This window comes from Kineococcus sp. AC630, from assembly GCF_979255925.1.
Map to the genome: position 1 here is coordinate 1 of NZ_CEEDMJ010000014.1, position 21,992 is coordinate 21,992.

The window sequence follows — 21,992 nt, forward strand, 5'->3', positions numbered from 1 at the left end:
GGGCGGCGCTGGCGCGCCGCCTCGTGCCCTCGCGCTGGCGCGCGAGCTGCGAACCGTGTGGCCGCTGGCGCGGCCTAAAGTTTCGTAGTCGTTGCGGTACAACGCGTCTCGCCCCGCTGGCGCGGTGCGAAACTCGTTGGGTTTCGCAGTTTCTAGTTCTTGTAGGCAACTATCGTCGGACTGCGCCCTCCCCGGCGACCCCCTGGGGTCGGGCCTGGCGGCCCGACAAGTGCTCATGCCCGCCCCTCCCCCGACAGTCAAGAACTAATCAGCCCAGAAGACGGGGCCCGGCGTACGCGCTGACCTGCCGTAAGCACCGCGGGCGCCGCTCGGTGACCTCCTCCGTACCCACTCCCTGCACCCCCGGGCTGGGTCGAGTGTCGTGCGCGAAGTACCAACCCCCCTCCCCGGTGACCTCACGGCGCCGGAAGACGCTTCCGAATACCACGGGGTCGACGCACCACCCGCACACCACCCGAAGCGGCTGGGACGGTGGTCTTCTCCGGCATACTGGAACTGGTCTGGCTGCGAGAGCAACGAGATGATCAAGATGTCTCCTGACAACTGTGAGCTCCGCGCGGTGAGACCGCCAGCTCGGAAGCGTACGTATCGGAACTGCCAACCGCGTCACATGGGACTGCACCACCCGAGACCCGCGGTCAATGCGCAGAGCGCAACGCACGGTCATCTCGCGTTGTGCGGCACAGAACAGGAATCTCACTCCTCGGCCTGATGCGCAGGTTCCTCCGCCACGGTGCTCGTTCCGTCTCGCCGGCTGGTCCGAAACCGCTCCTGGTAGGCGCGGGGCGAGACACCCACGTGTGCGGTGAAGGCGCGCCGCAGCGTCTCCGGGCTCCCGATCCCGACGGCACGCGCAGTGGCCGCCACGGAGTACCCCTCGTGCAGCAGACGCACTGCGGCATCGACGCGCACCGCCTCGACGTACCTGCCCGGTGTGGTGGCCAGCTCAGCGTGGAAGAGCCGCGTGAGGTGGCGGGCGCTGAGGTGGGCACGGGCGGCGAGAGCAGACAACGAGTGGTCCCCGGCGGGGTCGGCGGCGACGGCGTCGGTCACCTCCCGCAAGGAGGTGGTGCGTGGCCGGGTCAGCGATGAGGACGGGGAGAACTGCGACTGACCGCCGGGGCGTTGCAGGAACACCACCAGCGACTGCGCGACCTGGCGGGCGAGTTCACCACCGTGGTCGGCCTCCACCAGCGCCAGGGCCAGGTCGATGCCGGCCGAGACTCCCGCGGAGGTGTAGACGCCGCGGTCCTCAACGAAGATCGCGTCCGGTTCGACGTCGATGTGGGGGAAGGAACGCGCCAGCAGCGCCGTGGATCGCCAGTGGGTCGTCGCCCGGTGTCCGTCCAATACGCCGGCTGCGGCCAGAAGGAAGGCACCGGTGCAGATGGAGGCGGTCCGCACCGCCCGCCGCGCCAGGCGCTGCACCGATGAAATGAGGTCTGCATCGATCGGCGTAGTGGGCAGCCGGTCACCGCCGACGACCAGGAGCGTGCCCACACCCCGCGCGCCTCCAGCGGCTCCGTCGACGGGGACTCGCAGGCCGGCCGAGGATGAGACGGGCTGCCCGCCCGGGGAACGGACCTCCAGCACGTAGCGGGCCCCGAAGCGGTTGGCCTCGGCGAAAACTTCCATCGGCCCGGCCAGGTCCAGCAATTTCATCCCGTCGAAAACCAGGGCGGTGACCTTGTGCGAGGGGACACTGTGGGAGGGAGCGCGGTGAGCGGGCACGCGACTAGCGCCTGATGCGCGGTCGCTCCCGCGGTGGAGGTCGGTGAGCGCCACGATGATCTCCTCCTTCTCGCTGATGTCCGGATCCGAGGTAAGCATGTCACGGTGGACACTCCCCTCCTGGCTGTCGTTTGCGCACGATGGGTGTTCCCGGGGCCGTTGGCCCCTCGAGAACGGAGATCTCATGACTGAGACCATCGCCGGTGTGCCAGTGCCCGACTCCACCCTGGCCCGCGAGGCCACCGACCTGGTCCGCGACGCCGCCGACGACCTGATCTTCGACCACTCCCGCCGGGTGTTCCTCTTCGGCTCCCTGCAAGGGCGCCGCCTCGGCCTTCACGCCGATCCGGAACTGCTCTACGTCGGGGCGATGTTCCACGATCTCGGTCTGACCCCCACCTACCGGCGCGACGACCAGCGCTTCGAACTCGACGGAGCCGACGAGGCGCAGCGCTTCCTCACCGCCCACGGCCTCGCGCCCCAACGGATCCGACTGGTGTGGGAGGCCATCGCCCTGCACACCACCCCCGAAGTGCCGTGGCGCTTGGAACCGGAGGTCGCGCTGGTGACCGCGGGGGTGGAGACCGATGTGCTCGGCATCGGACACCGCGACCTCGAGACAGGCGACGTGGAAGCGGTCGTGACCGCCCACCCCCGCCCCGGCTTCAAGAAAGCCATCGTCGACGCCTTCACCGACGGCTTCCGCCACCGCTCCCACACCACCTTCGGTACCGTCAACGCCGACGTCCTCGAACACCGCGTCCCCGGTTACCGCCACCTCGACTTCGTGCAGGTCATCGAAAACAACTCCTGGCCCGAATGAAGGTATTAGCGGATCACACAGACGACGCGGACGACCCGAACAGCCCGGATGGTACGAGCAGGGTATCCGCCTCGTCAGGCTTGGCCATCAACGGCGCATGAGCACCGGGGCGACATGATGGTGCCGTGATACCCGCCCCGCCTACACCGCCACCGTCGGTCATCGGGGCGGCGATCGTCACGGGAAGGCCGCTCTTCGAAGTGGCGGTGCCCTACACCGGAAAAACAATCGTCACCATCCATCATCGATCGCCACCGCAGCGCCAGAGCCGCATCCGCAGCCGCGTGCGCGTCTCGTCATCCTTCACCTCTACGCTCGAGCACGGTTCATTCCGATGTTCCGCCCCCACCCACCGTTTCAATCGGAGCTCCGATGCCTTGGATCAATTTAACCCTGCGCAAGGGTGCCTTGAACAAACCGCAGCAACACGAGGTCATGGATCGGCTGACTTCGGCACTGATGTGGTGGGAGAAGATCCCTGACACTCCCGCCGCACGAGAGGTCATGAAGGGATGGATCTACGAGGTCGAGGCGGATGCCGACTACCACGCGGGGCAACCTAACCACGAGGCTCCCTTCTACTTCCTCGAGGTGCGCATCCCCGCCCATCGACTGAGCGAACTGGACAAGCGCGGCATTATGCGTGACTTCACCCGCATCGTTCTAGAGGCCGAAGGAAGCCCTCCCACCCTCGAGAACGCCGGGCGCGTGTGGGTCACGATACTGGAGATCGAGGCACAGGACTGGGGGATCGGCGGTCACACCGACTGGTTGCGTGCCTATACCAGTGCCCTGACCCCTGCGGGTCGCGCCGGACGCGGCGCTAGCTGAGGCCACCATCCAGCGATCCCAACCTCAAACTCGGCCGGCACGACAGCGGCATCGCGGATCGAAAGCAGCGGATCGAGGACAGCGGTTCGCCGCGGATTCTGCGTCCGCCGTGCAGCCCAAGTTCTCGGGCGTGGCCAACCTTGCGATCCCATCGACATCTGTTTACTTGCCACCGCCGGTGCCACCCCCAATCACGCGGCACGAGTGGCTCACGCCGAACATCCCGGCGACCATCCCGTCATCTCAGTACGAGGAGCGACATGCCCGCCTTCGGGTTCTCCGTCCAGTTCGACGTCCGCCCAGGCAAGGAGGAGGAAGTCATCGCCTTCTTCGAGGAGGCCCGTCAACTCGTCGGAGCTGAACCAGGAACCTTGACCTGGTTCGCCTTCCGCCACGGTCCCACGTCCTTCCGCATCTTCGACGCATTCGAGACCGAGATGGATCGCGAACTGCACCTCCACGGCGAGGTCCGGAGGTTGATCGAGGCGCGAGGGGAGGCACTGTTCGCCACTCCCCCGGTCATCACCCCGGTTGAGGTCATCGCCTCCAAACTCCCCGCCAGGTGATCTCAGATCGGCAGCAACCTGCCCCGGCGACGACGCCACCCTCCCCTGCCAGATCGCCGCACGCAGAGCACGTCCGAGACCGGCCAGAACAGGCGAGGCGGAGGAAGACGATCCATCGGCTCACAGCGCACTGAGGGGATTCACCCCCGGCGAGCCCACGCTGTGCGACCGGTCGGCGGGCGATGACTAAGATGGCCGAGTTGCCATCACAACAGGTCGGCGAGCGGAGGAACGAGCATGGCTACCACCGCTGCAGCGAAGCGGGTTCGACGGGTCAAGCCAGCTGAGGAACGTAGGCGCGACTTGCTGGACGCTGCCCTAGTCGTTTTCGTCCGCGATGGATTGGCTGAGGCCACCATCGAAGAGGTGACCCGCACCGCCGGCATGTCCAAGGGGTCCTTCTACCTGCACTTCGCGACCAAGGACGAGTTGGCTGCCGCCGCCTGGGAACGGCACATGAACGCCTTCGCCGATCTGGGGGAGGCGATCCTGGCTGAGGAGACTTCTCCCATCGGCGATCGCCTAGTGGCGGTCTTGGAATCATTGACGCGTTTCGTCCTGGACCACGGTGAGGTGCACCGCGCGTTGTACGCCGTGGCGGGGGCCGAGGCGGTGAAGAACGCCGCCAACGAACGCCTCATCGACCTGATCGCCGGCGCTGCGCGAGCGGGCGTCGATGCCGGCGTCCTCGACGTCGCGCAACCGGAGATCACCGCTCGAGCTCTTTACCACGGTTACTGCGGCGCCGTCACCGACGTGGTCGCCGGCACCGCCGCCATCGACGGCGAACTGCTCATCCGACACGCCGGGGCCATGACGCGAGCGGTCTTTCCCACGCTCAATCCATCCTGAGGCCGACGTCTTCCTCGATCCGAAAATTCAGGAAACGTCCGTCTCATCCCGGCACTGAAACCAGCACGTACTGAGACAGCGCGGCACTGCGGTGGTCCTCACTGGACCCGTCGACGGTGGGCGATGTTCACCCCAAGCCACATCGCCGCTCTCCTCCTAGCGAGCGCCAGGAGACGCTTCACGCGCCAACCGGAGGGTGCCTACGAGGCGAGGAGCAGGGCGGCAGATGAGCCGAGAGTGCGCAACCCTGGTCGAGCAGACGAGGCGTCGTGCGCCATCCACATCGCGGGCATCCGCGCACGGCAGCGGCGGCCAGGACTGGCCGGGCGACTCAGGGAACTCACCGAGGATCCAGATCGGCGTACGAGCTGGACGTTGGAGCAGCGTCGCCGAAGTCGCGGCTCACGAGGTGTCGACCGGTTGCTCGTCCTGGTTCACGCGGCCCGGCGCCGGGAGATGATGGCAAGGTAGCCGGCTACTGCGTCTCGAGCTGATCTCGTTGAGCACGAGCCCGCTCGCGGTAAGCGCGCGCGTTGGCCATGCCGCCGCAGGTTCGGACGTCGTGCCACACGCGACTGGAGTTCTTGGACTCATCGAAGAAGGCGGTTCGGCAGTGTTCGTTGGGACAGATCTTCAATCGGTGAGCGACTCCGCGACCCGCCGCTTGGGCGAGCTGGATCAGCAGGTAGGAGCGCAGCAGCTCCACTCCCCTACCCATCGGCTCCGTGCAGATCGTGCCGTCTGCGCTCAGGGTGATGGTGACTGAGCCGCTGCGAGTGATCGGTACGTCCACCGGTGCGCGGTCGGTGGCGGCGAGACCGGCGGCGACGGCTTCGCGCACGTCCTCACGCAGCAGAGACAGATCGCGCAGGTCGCGTTCATTGAGCCGGAACACGTGGTCCACGAACCCGTCGGTCAGTTCTTCGAGGTTTCTGAGGGCACCTTGCATCCACTGCTGGGCGCTTTCGAGGTCGTGCAGCAAGTCCGGCTGGCGGGGGTGGTCAGCAGCCAGGGTGTTGAGGAAGTCCTGAACGAAGCCCAGCCCGGCCGGCGCGCTGCCCTCCATGTACCTGCTTGTCGCTGCCCACGGCTGCATCTACGTCGTCCCCCTCGAACTCGAACTCACACCGCCGCCCTCGTCGGTCCCTTTGGCGGACCATGCCGCCTGGTCCCTGTTAGTGCTGCGGCGCCAGAACCCGACAGTTCACCAGCATATTCCGATACCGCGGCGGCACGGTCTGGGGACCGCCACCAGCTGTCCGCGACACGGTGCCGCGTCACGGTCCTCAGCCGAGCCGCTCTTACCAGGCCACTCGCGGCCCCCGTGCCAGGTTTGATCAGCCCGTAGCCGTCACACCACCAGGACGAGGCCCCGTCCTGCTCCAGCGACGCCACACCCTGCTCGCTCCACCCATGGTGCGACCACCTGCCAACAGAGGCTACGGAGAGGGCGACCGGCCGGCTGACCTTGCTGGGCACTCGCTCAGATCAACCCCGTGGCGCTTCACGCCTACAGCTCGCGGACGGACGCATCAACTCACCGCACCTGCCCACCGCGCCGGCTCGAGCAGGGCCGCTCATAGGGGCTGATTCGGGAGGGGCTGCTCGACGGGGTCGGCGCCCTCCCTCGCCCCCGCCCGCGGGCCCGCGTCACCGCTGCGGCCGACGCTCACTCCTTGGCCAGGAAGTCGAGGACGACAGCGGCGAACTCCTCCGGTCGCTGGAAGAGGAAGCCGTGGCCGGCGTCGCTGTACAGCAGGACGGTGGCGTCGGGCAGGCGCTGGGACATGGCGTAGGACTGCTGAGCGTGAACCATGACGTCGTGGGCGCCGTTGGCCACCAGCACCGGGACCTTGATCGATTTCAGGTGCGGCCAGGCAGTGACGTCGTCGGCTGAGCTCCAGTGACCGATGGCCTGCAGTTGAGCCTGCCAGCTCTGCTGGCTGACCTCGACCCCGGAGACGCTCAGGCGGGTGTCCAATCGTCGCAGCGACTCCAGGCCCAGCCGGCGTCCTTCCTCGTGCAGGCCGAAGAAGAGGAAGAGAAAGTCCTCATCGTTGCTCTCGGGGTGGGTCATGACCTCGATGACCTTGGCGTCGGGTCCGGGTGCGCCGGTGGCGCCACCAGGTCCGCTGCCCAGGACGAGGAGGCGGCGCACCAGCTCCGGGCGCTGCAGGGTCAGCAGCTGGGCGACGAAGCCACCGATGGACCAGCCGAGCAGGTCCACCTGGGCCAGGCCCAGGGCGTCGATGAAGGCGGCGGCGTCGTGGGCCATCTCGGCGAAGGTGGCGGGGGTCTGTCCGCTGCTGAACCCGATACCGCGGTTGTCGAAGACGATGACCTCGCGCTGGGCGGCGAGGGCGTCGAGGAAGGCGGGGTCCCAGTGGTCGATGGTGCCGCGGAAGCGCTGCAGCAGTACCAGCGGCGGCTGGCTCGCCGTCGAACCGGCGGGAGACGTCGCGTCTGACGCAGTACCGGAGCTGGAGCCGGTACTGGCACCGAAGCGGCGGTAGGCGAAGCGGAGAGATCCGATGTCGACGTACGAGGTGTCGACGGTGTCGGCGAGGTAGGACATGGGGGTCTCCTGCGGGACCGATGCGGATAGATCAAGGGTGGTTAGAGGTAATCACGTTTTACTTCTAACGGTCAAGGTGTACAGCCTATTGACTGGCAGTCAGTCAGGTGTCTATGGTTCGAGGCGTCGCCCTGACGGTTCTTCCAGGAGTCGACACCCACCCCATCCCCGCACCGGCCTCAGGAGGCCCCGCCATGACTACTGCACCCCTGCGCACCGCACCCCCCTTCGACGCAGAACTGAACACCGTCTTGAAGGTCGTCAACGAGTCCATCTCCCCGACCCTGCTGCCTGAGCATCTGCCGGTGCTGCGCGGTCCGGGGTTCACCCCGACCTTGGAGCAGCTGCTGGAGGGGCGCGCCATCGAGCACGAGGAGCGCTGGATCCCCGGCCCGGCCGGAGACCTGCTGATCTCGATCTTCCGTCCCCGTGGCCAGGGCACCTCAGCGAAGCCCGCCGGCCCCGGCCTGTTCTTCACTCACGTGGGCGGGTTGATCTTCGGTGACCGGTTCGTGGGCGTGGGCCCGGTGGTGGACCTCGTGGAACCCCTCGGCGCCGTCGTGGTGACCGTGGAGTACCGCCTGGCGCCGGAGAACCCCGCTCCTGCGGCCGCCGAGGACTCCTACGCCGCGCTGGTGTGGACCGCTGAACACGCCGGCGAGCTCGGCATCGACCCCGAACGACTGATCACCATCGGCGGCAGCGCCGGGGGCGGGCTGACCGCGGCCATCACCCTGATGGCCCGTGACCGCGGCGTGCCGGCTCTGGCCGGGCAGGTGCTGATGTACCCGATGCTTGATGAGCACAACAACTCCACCTCGGCCCACCAGATCGACGGAATCGGCATCTGGGACCGCACAAGCAACGACACCGGGTGGAACTTCGCCCTCGGGGCTCGCCGCGGCACCCACGACGTGAGCGCCTACGAGTCCCCGTCTCGCGCCAGTGACCTCTCCAACCTCCCGCCCACCTACCTGGAGGTGGGTTCGGCGGAGGTGTTCCGCGACGAGACCGTCGACTACGCCTCGCGCATCTGGGCCGACGGGGGCGACGCGGAGCTGCACGTGTGGCCCGGCGGCTACCACCTCTTCGAGCTGCTCGCTCCGGACGCCGCTCTCTCCCGCGCTGCCCGTGACACCCGCAACGCCTGGCTGGTTCGCCTGCTCACGCGCTGACGCGTACCCGGCGGACCTCACGGTTCGCCGAGGCCTACCGGCGAATCTGCGCGCACATCTGCTGGCAGAGGTACCAGTGGGTCCATCGACTGAGTCCATGCGCCCTTCGAACGCACCGGGCGGGTTCCTCACCTGAGGTGAGGGACCCGCCCATTGCGTCTGCCCGTCCCGCCCGTCCCGCCACCCCGCCTCGAAACCCACCCGGCAACGCCTGGCGACGAGGAGCAGGACAACCCGGCGGCGAGCGCCGTCGCGAGTCGATGCGAGCAAGGAGACGGCAGAGACATCTGGGGAAAGGATGGGGCAGGGACAAGGACTTCTCGTGCACGCGTCTCGGAGTGAAAACTACCCGCCGACGTACCCTGCACCTCAAAGCCCGGCGACGCGTCTGATCACGTCAGCATCCGCCGAGAACCTGTTGGTGGCCCACCTACGGGTCATCGTCCGGCGGCCGTCCGCGGCGTCTCGGACTGATGCTGCGGAACTGATGCGGGGACTACAGGCCAGCCACGAGTCCGCTTGCCGTCGAAAGCACCGACCTTGGGCCGGGAGTGGCGAACAATTAGGCCAACCGACTGCAGGCCGGCTGCTGACCGACTGCAGGCCGGCTGCTAGCGATCCGAAACCACCTGCACGCCGACTGTGGGCCGCCCGCAGATTTGGCGGCGCCATCACCATCCAGGGGCGAGACCGCCGTCGACGCTGACGCTGGTTCCGGTGATCCAGGCCGCGCGATCGGAGGCCAGGAACGCGACGAGTTCGGCGACGTCAGCGGGTCGCCCGGGAGATCCCAGCGGAACCGACGGGGTCTGAGTGATGTGCTCCCACACCGCAGCTTCGGGCACGGCGGTGGCGGCGGCAACCTGGGCGACCATCGCCTCGATCGCGCTGGTGCGGATAAGCCCGGGCAGGACGGTGTTGACCCGCACCCTGTGCGATCCCAGTTCGTCGGCGAGGCCCTTGGCGTAGTGGGTCAGTGCCGCCTTGGCTGAGGTGTAGTGCAGCAGTTCCGGTCGCGGGGTGCGGATGTCCGCGGTGGAGATGAGGACGATCGCGGCGGCCGGGGACTGCTTGAGGGCGGGTAGGAGCGCGCGGTTGAGGCGCACGGCGCTGAGCAGGTTGACGTTGAGGGCCTGCACCCACAGCTCATCGGGAACAGTACTTCCGTCGCCGGTGTGCGGTTGCGCCAGCCCCACGGCGTTGACCAGGATGTCGGCGCCCCCCAGGCGCTGCAGAGCCTGCTCGCCGAACCTGGCCACACCCTCGGGGGTGGCGAGGTCGGCGATCAGCAGTTCGACCCCGGCGGGGAGGTCGTCGACAGCGGTGCGGGCGGAGGTGATGACGCGAGCGCCGGCGGCGGCGAAGCGGGCGGCGATCGCTGCGCCGATGCCGCGGGTGCCGCCGCTGACAACGACCCGACGGCCCGCGAACTCGGCGGCGGGAACAGGAGGCAAGTTGTTGACCATGCGCTCCACAATGAGTGTTCTGGAGAGTTCAGTCAAGAACGGCTAGTCTTCCCGTGTGGCCAGACCCCGCGAGTTCGACGAGTCCGACGTCCTGCACGCAGCGCGCACCCAGTTCCAGCGCACGGGCTACGCCGGCACCAGCATGAGCGACCTCCAACGAGCCACCGGCCTGCACAACGGCAGCCTCTACGCCGCCTTCGGCAGCAAGCACGACCTGCTCGTGCGCTCCCTGGAGGACTACTGCCAGGACCTGGCCGCCACCGCCCGAGACCACCTGAGCGGATCGGAGCACGCGCCCGCGCGGCGACTCCAAACCTTCCTGCGCGAAGCCGCTCAGGCCGCAGCAACCGAGGACTACCTCGGCTGCCTGGCCGGGCGCGCGGCCTCCGAGCTCGCCGGCACCGACGAACAGGTCAGCGCCCGCGTCCAGGCCAGCTTCAGCGAACTGCGCGCGCTGCTGCTGTCCGGCCTGCAGGCCGGACAGCGGAGCGGAGAACTGGCCGCGGATGCCGATCCCGAGCAGCTGGCCTCGATGCTGTTGGCCGTGCTGCGCGGCATCGACGCGATGGCGGTGGCCGGCTGTCCCGCCTCCTTCCTGCAGGAGGCGGCGGAAGCCGCGTGTGCCGCCCTGCCCCTGGCCTGAGAACCCACCAGGAAGGGCGCGAGGCCTGCGGCACACTGCAAAAACTCTCGGCCCACGACGCAGGGCCGCGCGGGGTTAGCGGCGGAGGATCGGAGAGGACGCCGCGCGAGAAACGTTGAGGCGCGAGCCAAGAAGAACAATCACACGGATCAGGTGAGCCGATGAAGACCGCAGGCCGGGGAGCCCACGACGCCGCGCTGCGCGCCGCCTGGCGGTCTCGGCTGCGCCTAGCAGTCTCGGCTGCGCCTGGCGGTCTCGGCTGCGCCTGGCGGTGCCGGCACCGCACTGCCGACACCGCTTGAGGTACCCACGGTCGCCCGACCGTCGCTACCCCCTCCTCGTCTCACAGACTCCCGGGTACCCGTTGGTTGGGGCTGGTCCTCAGGGCTCCACCAAGCCCTTTCAGTGTTCCTGGGACTGCTTTGCCTTCGGCAAGGCGAACTGTCCCATTCGACGGAGGTCGTCGCGGCGCTCCAGGGTGAACTGCTCCACCGTCAGCGGCTGACGGCCACTGAGGCTCTGGATGAGGTCGTTGCTGCCGGCGAAGACACCGTCGCGGTAGTCACGGGCCACGCTGCCCACGTGCTGCACGAAGTGCTCGTCCAGGCCCCGCGTGCGCAAGCCGTCCTGGAAGTCTTCGATGGTGGAGGGCTCGTAGCGCACCGAGGCTCCCAGCGCGCTCGACATCCGCCGGGCGATCTCCCAGTGGTCCATCTCCTCGGGCCCCACCAGGGTGTAGGAGGCGCCGGCGTGTTCGTCGGGTGCCTGCAGCAGAGCGGCGATGACGTGGGCCTGGTCGACACCGGCGATCGGTGCGTGACGCCCGTCACCGAAAGGCAGCGTCAGCACACCCCCCTGAACATTGCCCGGGGTCTCGTTCTGGTCCTGGGGCCGCCACCCCCACAGCAGCCACTCGGCGAAGAACGTCGGACGCAGGTGGGTGACGGTGAACGGGTAGCGTTCGAGCAGACGCTCCCCCACCCAGTGCTGGCGGGCGGCGTCACTGGCCGCCTCGGCGCGCGCGGAGATCTGCGACATGTTGACCACTGAACGGACCTGCGCCTCCGCCGCGGCCTGAGCGAAGTTGACCAACCCGTCGAGCAGACCGGGAGCGACGGGGTAGGTGAAGTAGGCACCCTGCACCGGACGGGCTTTCTCCCCCGTACGGGTGCCGGACACGGCGAACGCCTTGCGCAGAGAGCGCAGGTCGAGCAGGTCACCGACGACGACATCGGCACCAGCGGCGCCAAGAGCACGAGAACGCTCGTCGTCACGGCGCACCAGAGCCGTTACCGCGTGCCCACTCTGCAGCAGCAGACGCGTGGTCGTGACGCCGGTGTTGCCCGTGGCGCCGGCGATCAGGAACCGTCGGGAAGGGGTGGTCATGATGAATCCTCCGGTAGGGAACAACATATTGAGACTGATCAGTGCGGAATTGTGGTACACGACGTTCCCGCCTGACCCGAGACGACCAGGACGCACTGCGCCGATCAGGACCAAGCACTCAGTACCGATCCGGCGACCGCCACCCACCCATCGATCAGTGGATCACCAGCGCCTGCTGGTCAGCCACCAACACTCGGCGCGCGACGACCAGCGCGCGACGACCAGCGATCGCTGCACGTCTCTCGTCGCCGCACCTCGGTGGCGCGAATCCCCTGCCTACGCTGTCCAGAGCACCCCGCGGGGGACAGGGTTCGTCCAGTGAAACCATTGTCCGCACACCAGCTCCCGACGCCAGCTCTCAGGAGGGCGACGCTCGGTGGGTGATGAACTGCACTGGCTGTCGCGGAGCTCGTGACGGCTCACGCCCCTGGTGTCATCCGAGGGCGGCGAGCAGATCGTCGACACCGTCACGCATGTGGTCGGGGCCTGCCCCTGCCCGGGCCAGCACGCGCAGACCGATCCATCCGGTGTGGATGGTGGTCGCGACCCGATGCAGGGCGGGCGCCCCGACCTTCGCCCACCGCGGCTCCTGTCGCAAAAGGTGCCCGATGGTGACGACGCACCGCGCGAAGTGGCGTTGCACCAGATCAGCGACTTGCGCATCAGTACCGCCCAGTTCACTGGCGGCGTTGACGGCGAAGCAGCCGGCCGGGGTGGGATCGGGGGCGCCGGCCGGCAACTGCACATGGGAGTTCAGCAGCGCTCGAACCGCCGCCAGACCGCCTCCTGCGGAGGTGATGGCCGCGTCTTGGGCCTGCTCGGCGCGCTCGATGTAGTCGCGCAGCGCCTTCAGGTACAACTCACGCTTGTCCCCAAAGGTGTCGTACATGCTGCGCTTGCCCACCCCCATCGCAGTCATCAAGTCCTGGGTGGAGGCGTACTCGTAGCCCTTGGCCCAGAACGTCGCCGTGGCGCGCGTCAGAACCACGGCCGGCTCGAACTCCTTGGTGCGCGACACCACTCCACCTCTCACCATGCATTCGACACGACAGGTACTACTCGACAGGTACTACTCGATGGACGGTTGGTAGGTGCCGATCCGTGCGGGTTCCTCGACGCGTCCTGCGCGAGAGGGCCGCTCGAGGTAGCCGTCAGGGCCGGGGCGTGGGCGTGACCGCCCGGCCGGTGCACGCAACACTACTCATATGAGACCGCCTGGTGCAATAAGGGCGAGTACGTTCACCCGCAGTTCTCGGCCTCCATCGCATCAGGCCACCGGTGGCCTCAGTCGACCGGCGCCCGCGAAGACCGGCACGGGGCCAACGCGGGCTGGCGTGAGCCCCGCTCATGGCACCGTCACCGATGTCCACTCAGCCCGATGCGCCACCGGCTCGGTGTGCATCGGCCCCAGTGAGCGGCCCGGTCAGCGACTGGGTTGACGGCTGGGTCAGCGGGTGGGTGCTGTCCACCCAGCTCAGGACGGTCTCGGCCACACTGTGCCAGCCGGAGTCGAAGACCACGGAGTGGCCGCGGCCCTTGAGTTCGCGATACTCGGTGCGGTCACCCGGCCGGTACAGGGCCGCGGCCTGGCGGGCGACGACTTCGGGCACCGTGTGGTCCCGGGCTCCCCCCAGGATGAGCAGCGGTCCACGCTCACGGTCGTCCGTCGCCACCTGGGTGGGACTGGCGGGGTCCTTCTTGGCCGCGGTCAGCTCGAAGATCGGGCGCCCCGGCCCCGGGATGGTCCACCGGGCGTGCAGGTCGTCGGCTTCGGAACGGCTGAGGCGGTTGGCGAAGGCATAACGGAACTGCCGCCGGGTCAAGCTCACCGCCCGCTCGGCGTTGGCCTTGGTGCGCAGCACCGGTAGGGCGGAACGGATCTGGGCCAGCGGCAGAGCGCGGACCCCCTTGATGGGCGCGGGGTCGATGGCGACGGCCGCCGCTGCCGCACCACGGGCCAGCAGCTTCTGGGCGATGAGGCCACCGAAGGAGTGCCCGATGAGGATGGGCCACTGCGGCCGTGGGCTCGCAGTGGTCGGGGTCGCGGAGGTGAGGGGAACGGTAAGGGTGGCGAGGTAGCGGGCGTAGTGGTCGGTGAGTTCGTCGATGCCCCAGCCGGCCATGGCCGCCGGGTTGGCACGGGTCGCTTCCACCGTGTCGGCTTCGCCAGGCCATCCCAGGGTGGAGGCGGCGTAGCCGGCGGCGTTGAACATCTCGACCCACGGCCTCCAGGCGGTGGAGTGGATCCACAGCCCCGGGATGAAGACGACGGGCACACCGGCACCACCGTCGGGGACTTCCCCGGACGTGGGCCTCGAGGCGGGTGAGGAGGAGGAGAAGGCGGGGAAGGGCAGGGAGGTCACGTCAGGGCTCCTTCAGCGCGCCGTGGCGGCGGCGCGTTCGATGGTGGCGGTGACCTCGGCGGGCTTCTCCAGCATGGACAGGTGGTCGGCCTTGGCGGTGACGATGCTGGCGTGGGCGCGCTCAGCCATGGCCTGCTGCTCCGCGGCGGGGATGACCTGGTCGTTGCTGCCGATGAAGAAGACGCTGGGCAGGTGCTTCCAGGCCGGCTGACCCGAGGGCTCCTGCAGGGCGCCCCCGGCGACCGGGGACTGGCTCGCCGCCAACTGGTGGGTGCGGGTGGCGGGCAGGTGGGCGGCGAAGGCCTTGGCGAACAGGTCGCGCTTGACGTAGAGGTCGGGATCGCCCTGGGGCAGGTTGGGGTCCTGGACCGCGTCGAAGACGGTGCTGGGATCGGCCACGGCGAAGACCGAGCCGGGCTTGGCCGCGCTCAGCTGGGCGATGGATTCCCCGGCGTCGGGGGCGTAGGCGTCGATGTAGGCCAGTGCCTTCACACGCGGGGTGGAGGTGGCGGCGTCGGTGATGACCGCGCCACCGTAGGAGTGACCGACCAGGACGACGGGGCCGGTGGTGGCCTGGTTGACGAAAGCCGAGACCGAGGCCGCGTCAGCGGCCAGTCCCCGCAGCGGGTTCGGCGCGTTCAGCACGGTGTAGCCGTCGCGCTGCAAGCGGGTGGTGACCGGGGCGAAGCTGGAGGCGTCGGCCCACGCGCCGTGCACGAGCACGATGGTGGGCTTCACCTTCGCACCCGGCACACCCGAGGTGTCCGTGCCACCCGTCGCGGTCGCGGCGGTCGTGGTCGCCGACAGCCCGCTCGCCCCTGTTGCGTTCGAGGGTGCACCAGAAGACGTGGCGGCGGTGGCCGGGACGAGCGCGGCGACGGCGGCGAGGACGGCGGCGGCACGCAGCCGGCGAGTAGCCAGACGCGAGGTGGAGGACGTGGCAGAGAGGGTGGACGACGAGGGCGTGGACGACGAAGACATGGAGGACTCCTGGGAGAGGGGGATGCGTGGAGCATCCGCAAGACAGAACGATCGTTCTGCCTGCTAGATCAGACTCCCACCGAGCATCACTTGTCAAGTGCCGATACGACTCTCATGCCAGAACGACCGTTCCGCTCGTGGGGTACGCTGTCTTCTGTGACCCCGGCACCGACCCCGCGCCCCTCGCCACCGCGCGAGCACCTGCTCCACACCGCCAGCGAGCTCTTCTACCGTGAAGGCATCAACGGCGTGGGCGTGGACCGCATCCTGCAGGAGACCGGGGTGACCCGCTCCACCCTCTACCGCCACTTCGCGGGCAAGGAAGCACTGATCGTCGCCTACCTGCAGCACGAAGATCAGGCCATGCGCGAGCAGTTCGCCGCCGCCGGGCAGCAAGCGGTCTCTCCCGAGCACGTGCTGGAGTTGATCGTGGAAGGCATCGCCAACGACGCCTCACGCCACCACACCCGCGGCTGCCCCTTCATCAACGCCACCGCGGAGTTCCCCGACCCGGACAGCCCCGTGCGCCAACTCGTCACCGAGCACCGCTCGTGGTTCCGCGACACCCTGCTGCACGCCCTGACCGCCGCCGGTCGCGACGACGCCGCCACCAAGGCCGACACCCTGGTCATGCTGCGCGACGCCGTGCTCGTCGGCTGCTACCTCGACAACGCCGAAACTGTCCGCAGGACCTTCGTACAGTCCGCCCGATGGGTCGCCGGACTGCGCTGACCTTCCGCGAAACTCGACGTGGCTGCACATCCGCGAGGCACCACCAGCGCCACGGCAGGCGCCTGCACCCTGCGGCCACGCATGGGGTCACGTAGAGGTCTCGCAGGACCGTCAACGAACGAAACCCACCAGCGCCGGTCACCAGCACACCGGCCAACAGCACTGCGTCCCTCTACACGTCCACGACCTGCGCAGCCCGATATCAAGAGTTTTGACCCTGAGCAGGCTCCCGACGCGCCCGAGCCGATAGTCCCCGCTCGACGAACCCGTTCGGCCGCAGCTTCTTCGAACCTGCACCTCTGGCACGGCAAGTCCGGACCCGCGTCTCGGCGGAACAAATCCCCGCGAGCCGTCGGTCGAAACGGCTGATGGCGACGCTTCACCACCTGGAGGAATCATGAACAACTTATTGGCGTCAGCCCTCGAGGCCCACGGCGGACTAGAGCGCTGGAACGAATTGAGCACCGTCACCGCTGATCTGTCCATCACCGGTGCCCTGTGGAGCGTGAAAGGTAGGCCGGGCGCGCTTGAGAGGGTGCAACTGAGCGCTCGCCTCCACGAGCAGCGTCTCGTCCTGAGCCCGCTGGGCGGTGACGGCCGATACAGCGTGTACGAAGACGGGCACCTCAGCTTGCGCAGCAGCAGCGGCGAGACACTACAGGAACGCCAAGATCCCGACGCCGCCTTCGCCGGGCAGGACATCGACAGCCCGTGGGACGACCTGCACATCGGCCAGTTCACGACCAAAGCGATGTGGACCTACCTCACCGTCCCCTTCCTCTACACCTACCCCGGATTCAGCGTGCAGGAGGTAGCGTCACGGAAAGAGAACGACGAGGTGTGGCGGGGTTTGGAGGTCATTTTCCCCGACCACATCGCCACCCACACCCGTCGTCAGACGTCCTACTTCGGTCCCGATGGACTGCTAAGGCGCCATGACTACACCGTTGATGTCCTCGGCGGAGCCAGCGGAGCCAACTACGCATTGCAGATCGAAGAGTACGACGGGATCCAGGTACCCACCCTGCGACAAGTCTTCGCTTTCGACGAGAACGGAGACAAGATCCCGGATCCGCTCCTCGTCGACATCAAAATCATCGACCTCCGCTTCGCCTGAGCTCAAGCCGGCAACGTCATCGTCCTCATCCCGACCATCGGGGCCCAAGCCGCGGTAAACCTCGCCCACGGCTGGCGTAGTGTCCGCCTTCTCCACCACGCATCCGAGCACGGCGGTTTAGAAGGGCCAACGCTCGCGGTCGGTCAGCATCATGACTCACCTCTTTCGAGGTCATCGGGGTGGTACCAAAAAGCACCTGCCACCCCTTCCACGGCCCGGATGCCCAGGGAGCTTGACCCGGTTTCCCGGACAGCTTGATCATGACCCGCTTCTCCGGACTCGCGTGTCGAGAGACGGTGACCGCTCGGACACCCGAGAGGATCACCCATGCCCAGGTCGTACCCGCCGACTTTCCGACACCAAGCACTGGCGCTGCTCGCTGCCGGCCGCACCGTGAGCGATATCGCCGCCTCGCTCGGCGTCGCCGGATCCTGCCTGTACCGCTGGCGCAAGCAAGGCCTCATCGATCGCGGTCAGGTCGATGGCGCCAGCGGCCGTGAGAGCGCTGAGCTGGCCAAAGCGGAGAAGCGCATCCGCGACCTGGAGGAAGAGGTCAAGATCCTCCGCAAGGCCGCTGCCGCGGTGGAGGAGGTGGTGCCTCCAAAAGTGCGCTTCCGCCTGGTCGCGGAGCTGCACGGTGACGGTGTCCGCATCGGGCGGTCCTGCCACGCGCTGGGTGTCTCCCGCTCGGGCTACTACGAGTGGGCCTCATGGGCACCGTCAGCGCGCAGCATCCGCCACGCCTGGCTGAGTACTCTGATCGGGACGGTCCACCAGGCCTCGCGCGGGACGTACGGGCGTCCTCGGGTGCATGCCGAACTGCTGCACAACCATGGCGTGATCGTCGGACACAACACCGTCGGCCTGCTGGGGGCACCTCCCACGAGGTGGGGGAATGCGGAGCAGCGGTTTGAGCGGACTGCCCAAGCGTCGCCGTGGCTACCGCATCAAGCAGGTCCCCACCAGCAGCGACCTGGTCAAGCGAAGCTTTCACCGCGACGGCCCCAACCCAGCTCTGGGTCACCGACATTGAGCGTTACGAGGCGTTCACGAACCCTGCGGTGGTGAAAGGACACCGCGGCCCGACTGTCGCAGCAGTCGGGTGAAGCTGAAGGACGATCGGCCGCCGGGACATGACGGTGGCCGGTGAACTAGTCCTTGACAACGACGAGACGCCCCCCCAGCACTGGCGCGCCGCCTCGTGCCCTCGCGCTGGCGCGCGAGCAGTGCACCACCGGGCCGCTGGCGCGGCCTAGGTTCGTAAGTAATTGCAGCACAGCGTATCTGGCTCCGCTGGCGCGGATCGAACCCCGCTGGGTTGGTAGGTTTTTAGTTACAAGGAGCACTATCGTCGCGCTGCGCGTTCACCACAGCGCAGGTACCGACGAGGCCTGGCGGCCCCAAGTCGAAGCGCGTACCGCACCGATGCAGAACCCAAGAAACTGCGCCCCGACGACCGCGCGGGCAGGCAACGAGAGAACAGCCGTTCTGGGGCACGGGTATCAGCCAACGGCCCGTGCACCTCAGCATGGCCCCACCATCGTGTCGACGACGTCGCGGAGGCGGGTCAGCGACATCCGCATATCTCGCGTGGCAACCTCCTTGCTCCTGTCGCTGATGACACTCTCGACCTCATCGAACGCTGCCCGGAGTCCGTCCAGGTGGTCGAGCTGGTCGGCGAGGATCGCATCGGCGTCATCAACGAGACGACGCAGAGCGACCACCTCGGAGCGCAGCCGCGCCGGATCCGTCGGGACCGGCTCCACGGGATGCGAGATCGCCGCCGCGACCTTCCCGCGACGGTTGTGAACCGGGTGCTCCGTGCGGATCGCATGCCGCTCCGCCGCGAGGGCCGCCAACTCGTCGGGATGTTCCTCGAGGGTGATAGCGCGAACTTCTCCCCACCACGGTGACCGCCGAGCGTGCTGACCGAATCGCCGTCCGGTGTCCTCTGTGATCCCCACGTATAGCAGGCGGTGAGCGACGTCGAACGTGCGGTACAGAACCTGGGCAACCACGCTCTCACTCTCCCACGACGCGGGGATGGGAGGGAGAACCTGCATCGTGGCCGGCGCGACGACGCGCCTGCACGCGGCCCAGACTCACCAGCTCTGAGCCAACCGCGATCCCCCGCACCCATCGCCACGGCCGAGCATCGAGCGGGCACACCCGAAGCGACTTCTGGTTCACACGGGCGACCTCCCACCAGACACCGTCCACCAGCACCTCATCCCCCACCGCGACGTTGTGACGGGTGAATCGCGGAGCGCCCACCGCGACCATCTCCTCCCGTAGCTCACTCAACATCGCCACCTCGGCCTGCAACTCTTCCAATCGAGCACGGCACGCCTGCGCAGCTTCTCCCTCCTGCTGGTCAGCGGGCAGCGCCACGAGGTACTGCGCCTCCCACGCCACATCCCGGCCCGCCGTCGCCAGTCGCCGGCTCACTTCATCGGCGCTGAGTGGCGGCTCGCATCCGATGACCGGGTGCGGGAAGTGCTCGAACCCGAGCCAGTCGTTCGCGTTCTGCTCCCACAGTTCTTGTGAGTGGCTGGCGAGGTAGTCACCCGAGGAGTTCATGACAGAAAAACTACTACCTTCCCCGCCTAATATCTAGTGTGCTATGGTTTGCGTGTTGGACGGACAGCGACCCGGCCAGCACACACAACCGGTACCGATAGAGGAGCACGACCGTGAGTGCCTACGTGCAGTCGAACGACCACATCGACCTGCTGGTGACCTTCGCTCGTCAGTGGCAGGTCATCGCCTACCACCACGCGCCGGGGACGAACCCCATCGACACTGTGTGCCTCGATTCCCGCGTCGTCAGCGCTGACGCACTGGGCCAGGAGTTGCTGGCCGAGAACGTGCTCAGCGTCCAGCACCGCTACTCCTCGATGGAGGACTCCGAACGCGCCGAGTACGCGGCGCTCGTCTTCTCCTACCGCTGGCAGCCGGTGCGGCCCGCCGAGCTCGCCGACCTGGGCGCTGACGTCACCGTCGCCATCCTGAAGGCCGCGCGCGGCTACGTCTATCAGAGCTGTGAGCACCCGGGGTGGGCCTCGAGCCGAGCGGCGACCTGGGTTGCTGCCATCGAGCGGGCCGCCATCAACCGGCTCCCCGGCTACGACGAGGCCGCTACCTGGTCCTTCCAGCGGCGCGACGCGTACGCCGCGGTCTGACCTTCTCGCTCTCTCGTGGGGCCAGGAGGCGCGTGCCTCCGGCCTCACGGCTCTGCGTGGCTTTCCGGCCCGCTTCGCGACCGTTGGCCGCGTCCCAGACAGCCGGCCTCGGAACCGATCCAGGGAGTAGCTCGTGGACACGATCCAGAGCACAGCTCGCCCGTACGTCAGGCGGCAGGACAAGCAGCGGGACGAGAACCGACAGGTCGTCTTTAGTGACACCCACCGCAGAGCACCTCGCGAGGAGAGGTCTCCGCTCGACGAGGCTTCCCAGTGCGAGGGGCAGCTCGTGCTCTCGCTGGACGTAGCGCCTGCTCGGCCGCCGGAGGCCGTCCTGGCGTCTCGGGAGATGGACGAGGTCGAGCACTGGGTGCGGCGATGGATGATCGTCTACCTGGGGGTCTTCGCCAGCCGCCGCCCCCGCCAGCAGCTCCTGCGCTGGTGCAGTCCGGAGGTCTACCAGACGGTTTCGCGACGTCAGCAGCTCCTGGCCGTCCGCGAGCGCCGGCTGTGCGCTCCTGGGGTTGCTCAGCCGATGGCGGGACTGGTGACGCCGGTCGTCAAGAGCGTGCACCTGCACCACGTCGGGGCCGGTGTCTACGAGGCGGCCGTCACCCTGCGGACGGGAGCGCGGTTCACGGTAACGGCGCTGCGGGTGGTCGTCGACTGCGATCACCGCGGTCGACGCCGAACTCGTGTCACGGCTCTGGAGCTGTAGCCCGACGCCGTCTCCGGTGCGCTGCGGCTTTGGGGTTGCGACGTCACGGGATCCGGACACCTTTCTCGGACATAGTGTGCTATGGTTTAGCCACAAGTGGAAGACACCGCGACACGGAGGCACCCGATGGAACAGGCCACCTGGACCACCACCGGCGAGACGGTCACCATCGCCACCAACCAGAACTTCACCGTCCCCGACCGGGTCGAGTACGTCGGCTGCGCCAGCGACAGCACCTACCTCTCGCGGCACCAGCACACCCAGCGCTGCACCCGGCGAACCCCCAACCTCACCCCGCACACCCGCGTCATCCGCGCCGACGACGACGTCACGATCATCCCGACCAGCTCGCTCACCCGGCTCTGACACGGCCCGCCCGCAGGCCGCGAGCTGCTCGGACCAGCGCCAACCGCCAGCGGCAGCAGAACGAACACCCGCGCAACCACCCGAGAGGACAGCAGCACATGAGCACCGCCAAGGACCAGTACACCGTCGTCCAGCACAGCGCCTACGGCGTCAAGGGCGACACCACCTTCGAGGCCGGCCTCGAGTCGCAGGCCGTCACCGCGGCAGAGGCCCGCAAGGTCGAGAAGGCAGGCGGGGTGCTCTTCCCCGGCTACACCGAGGCTGAGGCGTTCGCGCTGAAGGCCCAGTACCCCCAGGGCTACGACGGCCTGGTGCCCATGGCACAGGGCACCTTCGCCAGCCTGCACGTCGGGGGCCTGGCCGTCTACGTGCCCGTGCGAGAGGTGGTCGGCTGAGCCCAGCCTCGACGCTCTCGACCATCCGCTGCACCGCCAGCAGCTGGCGGACCAGCCCCCGACCAGACG

Annotated in this window: 23 protein-coding genes; 13 read left to right on the forward strand and 10 right to left on the reverse strand. The window is 68.0% G+C overall.

Annotated elements, in window-relative coordinates; translation table 11 throughout:
- Positions 1-717: 717 nt before the first annotated feature.
- Positions 718-1,809 carry a GlxA family transcriptional regulator gene (locus tag AC0I8G_RS15445; RefSeq protein ID WP_471730855.1) on the reverse strand — a complete coding sequence of 364 codons (1,092 nt, stop codon included), beginning with the start codon at positions 1,807-1,809 and terminating at the stop codon, positions 718-720.
- A gap of 127 nt (positions 1,810-1,936) precedes the next feature.
- On the opposite strand from AC0I8G_RS15445, the gene AC0I8G_RS15450 reads away from it, so the two are divergent.
- The 4 genes from AC0I8G_RS15450 to AC0I8G_RS15465 all read left to right on the forward strand — a co-directional run bounded on the left by AC0I8G_RS15450 (position 1,937) and on the right by AC0I8G_RS15465 (position 4,824).
- The gene (locus AC0I8G_RS15450) at positions 1,937-2,575 is read left to right on the forward strand and encodes an HD domain-containing protein (RefSeq protein ID WP_471730706.1); all 639 of its coding nucleotides are present in this window, start codon (positions 1,937-1,939) and stop codon (positions 2,573-2,575) included.
- 372 nt (positions 2,576-2,947) lie between these two features.
- Positions 2,948-3,406 (forward strand): tautomerase family protein, encoded by a 459-nt coding sequence (locus AC0I8G_RS15455; RefSeq protein ID WP_471730707.1) that lies wholly within the window; start codon positions 2,948-2,950, stop codon positions 3,404-3,406.
- Positions 3,407-3,666: 260 nt separating this feature from the next.
- On the forward strand, positions 3,667-3,972 hold the full coding sequence (locus tag AC0I8G_RS15460; RefSeq protein WP_471730708.1) for a putative quinol monooxygenase: 306 nt from the start codon (positions 3,667-3,669) through the stop codon (positions 3,970-3,972).
- A gap of 237 nt (positions 3,973-4,209) precedes the next feature.
- Positions 4,210-4,824, forward strand: coding sequence for a TetR/AcrR family transcriptional regulator (locus AC0I8G_RS15465; protein ID WP_471730709.1), 615 nt, complete (start codon positions 4,210-4,212; stop codon positions 4,822-4,824).
- Between the two features lie 475 nt (positions 4,825-5,299).
- Here the strand turns inward: AC0I8G_RS15465 and AC0I8G_RS15470 are convergent, their stop codons facing one another.
- Together AC0I8G_RS15470 and AC0I8G_RS15475 are read right to left on the reverse strand one after the other, a co-directional pair.
- Positions 5,300-5,890 (reverse strand): CGNR zinc finger domain-containing protein, encoded by a 591-nt coding sequence (locus AC0I8G_RS15470; protein ID WP_471730710.1) that lies wholly within the window; start codon positions 5,888-5,890, stop codon positions 5,300-5,302.
- Between the two features lie 603 nt (positions 5,891-6,493).
- Positions 6,494-7,399 (reverse strand): alpha/beta fold hydrolase, encoded by a 906-nt coding sequence (locus tag AC0I8G_RS15475; RefSeq protein WP_471730711.1) that lies wholly within the window; start codon positions 7,397-7,399, stop codon positions 6,494-6,496.
- 194 nt (positions 7,400-7,593) lie between these two features.
- Between AC0I8G_RS15475 and AC0I8G_RS15480 the strand changes: the two genes are divergently transcribed.
- Complete coding sequence (locus tag AC0I8G_RS15480; RefSeq protein ID WP_471730712.1) at positions 7,594-8,574, forward strand: alpha/beta hydrolase; 981 nt, start codon at positions 7,594-7,596, stop codon at positions 8,572-8,574.
- Between the two features lie 671 nt (positions 8,575-9,245).
- Here the strand turns inward: AC0I8G_RS15480 and AC0I8G_RS15485 are convergent.
- Positions 9,246-10,040, reverse strand: coding sequence for an oxidoreductase (locus AC0I8G_RS15485; RefSeq protein ID WP_471730713.1), 795 nt, complete (start codon positions 10,038-10,040; stop codon positions 9,246-9,248).
- Between the two features lie 55 nt (positions 10,041-10,095).
- Between AC0I8G_RS15485 and AC0I8G_RS15490 the strand changes: the two genes are divergently transcribed.
- Entirely contained in the window at positions 10,096-10,683 is a 588-nt protein-coding gene (locus tag AC0I8G_RS15490) for a TetR/AcrR family transcriptional regulator (protein ID WP_471730714.1), read from the forward strand.
- 402 nt (positions 10,684-11,085) lie between these two features.
- Here the strand turns inward: AC0I8G_RS15490 and AC0I8G_RS15495 are convergent, their stop codons facing one another.
- From AC0I8G_RS15495 to AC0I8G_RS15510, 4 genes are all read right to left on the reverse strand, one after another.
- A complete protein-coding gene (locus tag AC0I8G_RS15495) occupies positions 11,086-12,183 on the reverse strand; it encodes an NmrA family NAD(P)-binding protein (RefSeq protein WP_471730715.1) in 1,098 nt (365 codons plus the stop codon).
- A gap of 319 nt (positions 12,184-12,502) precedes the next feature.
- Positions 12,503-13,087 carry a TetR/AcrR family transcriptional regulator gene (locus tag AC0I8G_RS15500; RefSeq protein ID WP_471730716.1) on the reverse strand — a complete coding sequence of 195 codons (585 nt, stop codon included), beginning with the start codon at positions 13,085-13,087 and terminating at the stop codon, positions 12,503-12,505.
- A 352-nt stretch (positions 13,088-13,439) separates the two neighbouring features.
- Entirely contained in the window at positions 13,440-14,432 is a 993-nt protein-coding gene (locus AC0I8G_RS15505) for an alpha/beta hydrolase (RefSeq protein WP_471730717.1), read from the reverse strand.
- Between the two features lie 12 nt (positions 14,433-14,444).
- The gene (locus AC0I8G_RS15510; protein WP_471730718.1) at positions 14,445-15,413 is read right to left on the reverse strand and encodes an alpha/beta fold hydrolase; all 969 of its coding nucleotides are present in this window, start codon (positions 15,411-15,413) and stop codon (positions 14,445-14,447) included.
- Positions 15,414-15,569: 156 nt separating this feature from the next.
- Here AC0I8G_RS15510 and AC0I8G_RS15515 point away from each other — a divergent pair, with 156 nt between their 5' ends.
- The 3 genes from AC0I8G_RS15515 (at position 15,570) to AC0I8G_RS15525 (ending at position 18,330) form a co-directional block, all read left to right on the forward strand.
- Positions 15,570-16,145, forward strand: coding sequence for a TetR/AcrR family transcriptional regulator (locus AC0I8G_RS15515; RefSeq protein WP_471730719.1), 576 nt, complete (start codon positions 15,570-15,572; stop codon positions 16,143-16,145).
- A 397-nt stretch (positions 16,146-16,542) separates the two neighbouring features.
- Positions 16,543-17,262 carry a hypothetical protein gene (locus tag AC0I8G_RS15520; protein ID WP_471730720.1) on the forward strand — a complete coding sequence of 240 codons (720 nt, stop codon included), beginning with the start codon at positions 16,543-16,545 and terminating at the stop codon, positions 17,260-17,262.
- A gap of 327 nt (positions 17,263-17,589) precedes the next feature.
- Positions 17,590-18,330 (forward strand): transposase, encoded by a 741-nt coding sequence (locus AC0I8G_RS15525; protein WP_471730721.1) that lies wholly within the window; start codon positions 17,590-17,592, stop codon positions 18,328-18,330.
- A 455-nt stretch (positions 18,331-18,785) separates the two neighbouring features.
- Here the strand turns inward: AC0I8G_RS15525 and AC0I8G_RS15530 are convergent, their stop codons facing one another.
- Both AC0I8G_RS15530 and AC0I8G_RS15535 read right to left on the reverse strand, forming a co-directional pair.
- On the reverse strand, positions 18,786-19,280 hold the full coding sequence (locus tag AC0I8G_RS15530) for a GIY-YIG nuclease family protein (RefSeq protein ID WP_471730722.1): 495 nt from the start codon (positions 19,278-19,280) through the stop codon (positions 18,786-18,788).
- Positions 19,281-19,284: 4 nt separating this feature from the next.
- Positions 19,285-19,842 carry a hypothetical protein gene (locus AC0I8G_RS15535; protein ID WP_471730723.1) on the reverse strand — a complete coding sequence of 186 codons (558 nt, stop codon included), beginning with the start codon at positions 19,840-19,842 and terminating at the stop codon, positions 19,285-19,287.
- 113 nt (positions 19,843-19,955) lie between these two features.
- On the opposite strand from AC0I8G_RS15535, the gene AC0I8G_RS15540 reads away from it, so the two are divergent.
- The 4 genes from AC0I8G_RS15540 to AC0I8G_RS15555 all read left to right on the forward strand — a co-directional run bounded on the left by AC0I8G_RS15540 (position 19,956) and on the right by AC0I8G_RS15555 (position 21,923).
- Positions 19,956-20,444 carry a hypothetical protein gene (locus tag AC0I8G_RS15540; protein WP_471730724.1) on the forward strand — a complete coding sequence of 163 codons (489 nt, stop codon included), beginning with the start codon at positions 19,956-19,958 and terminating at the stop codon, positions 20,442-20,444.
- Between the two features lie 289 nt (positions 20,445-20,733).
- Positions 20,734-21,162: an Rv3235 family protein gene (locus AC0I8G_RS15545; protein ID WP_471730725.1), complete on the forward strand. Its 429-nt coding sequence runs from the start codon at positions 20,734-20,736 to the stop codon at positions 21,160-21,162.
- A 126-nt stretch (positions 21,163-21,288) separates the two neighbouring features.
- Complete coding sequence (locus AC0I8G_RS15550) at positions 21,289-21,528, forward strand: hypothetical protein (protein WP_471730726.1); 240 nt, start codon at positions 21,289-21,291, stop codon at positions 21,526-21,528.
- Between the two features lie 98 nt (positions 21,529-21,626).
- On the forward strand, positions 21,627-21,923 hold the full coding sequence (locus tag AC0I8G_RS15555; RefSeq protein WP_471730727.1) for a hypothetical protein: 297 nt from the start codon (positions 21,627-21,629) through the stop codon (positions 21,921-21,923).
- Positions 21,924-21,992 lie beyond the last annotated feature (69 nt).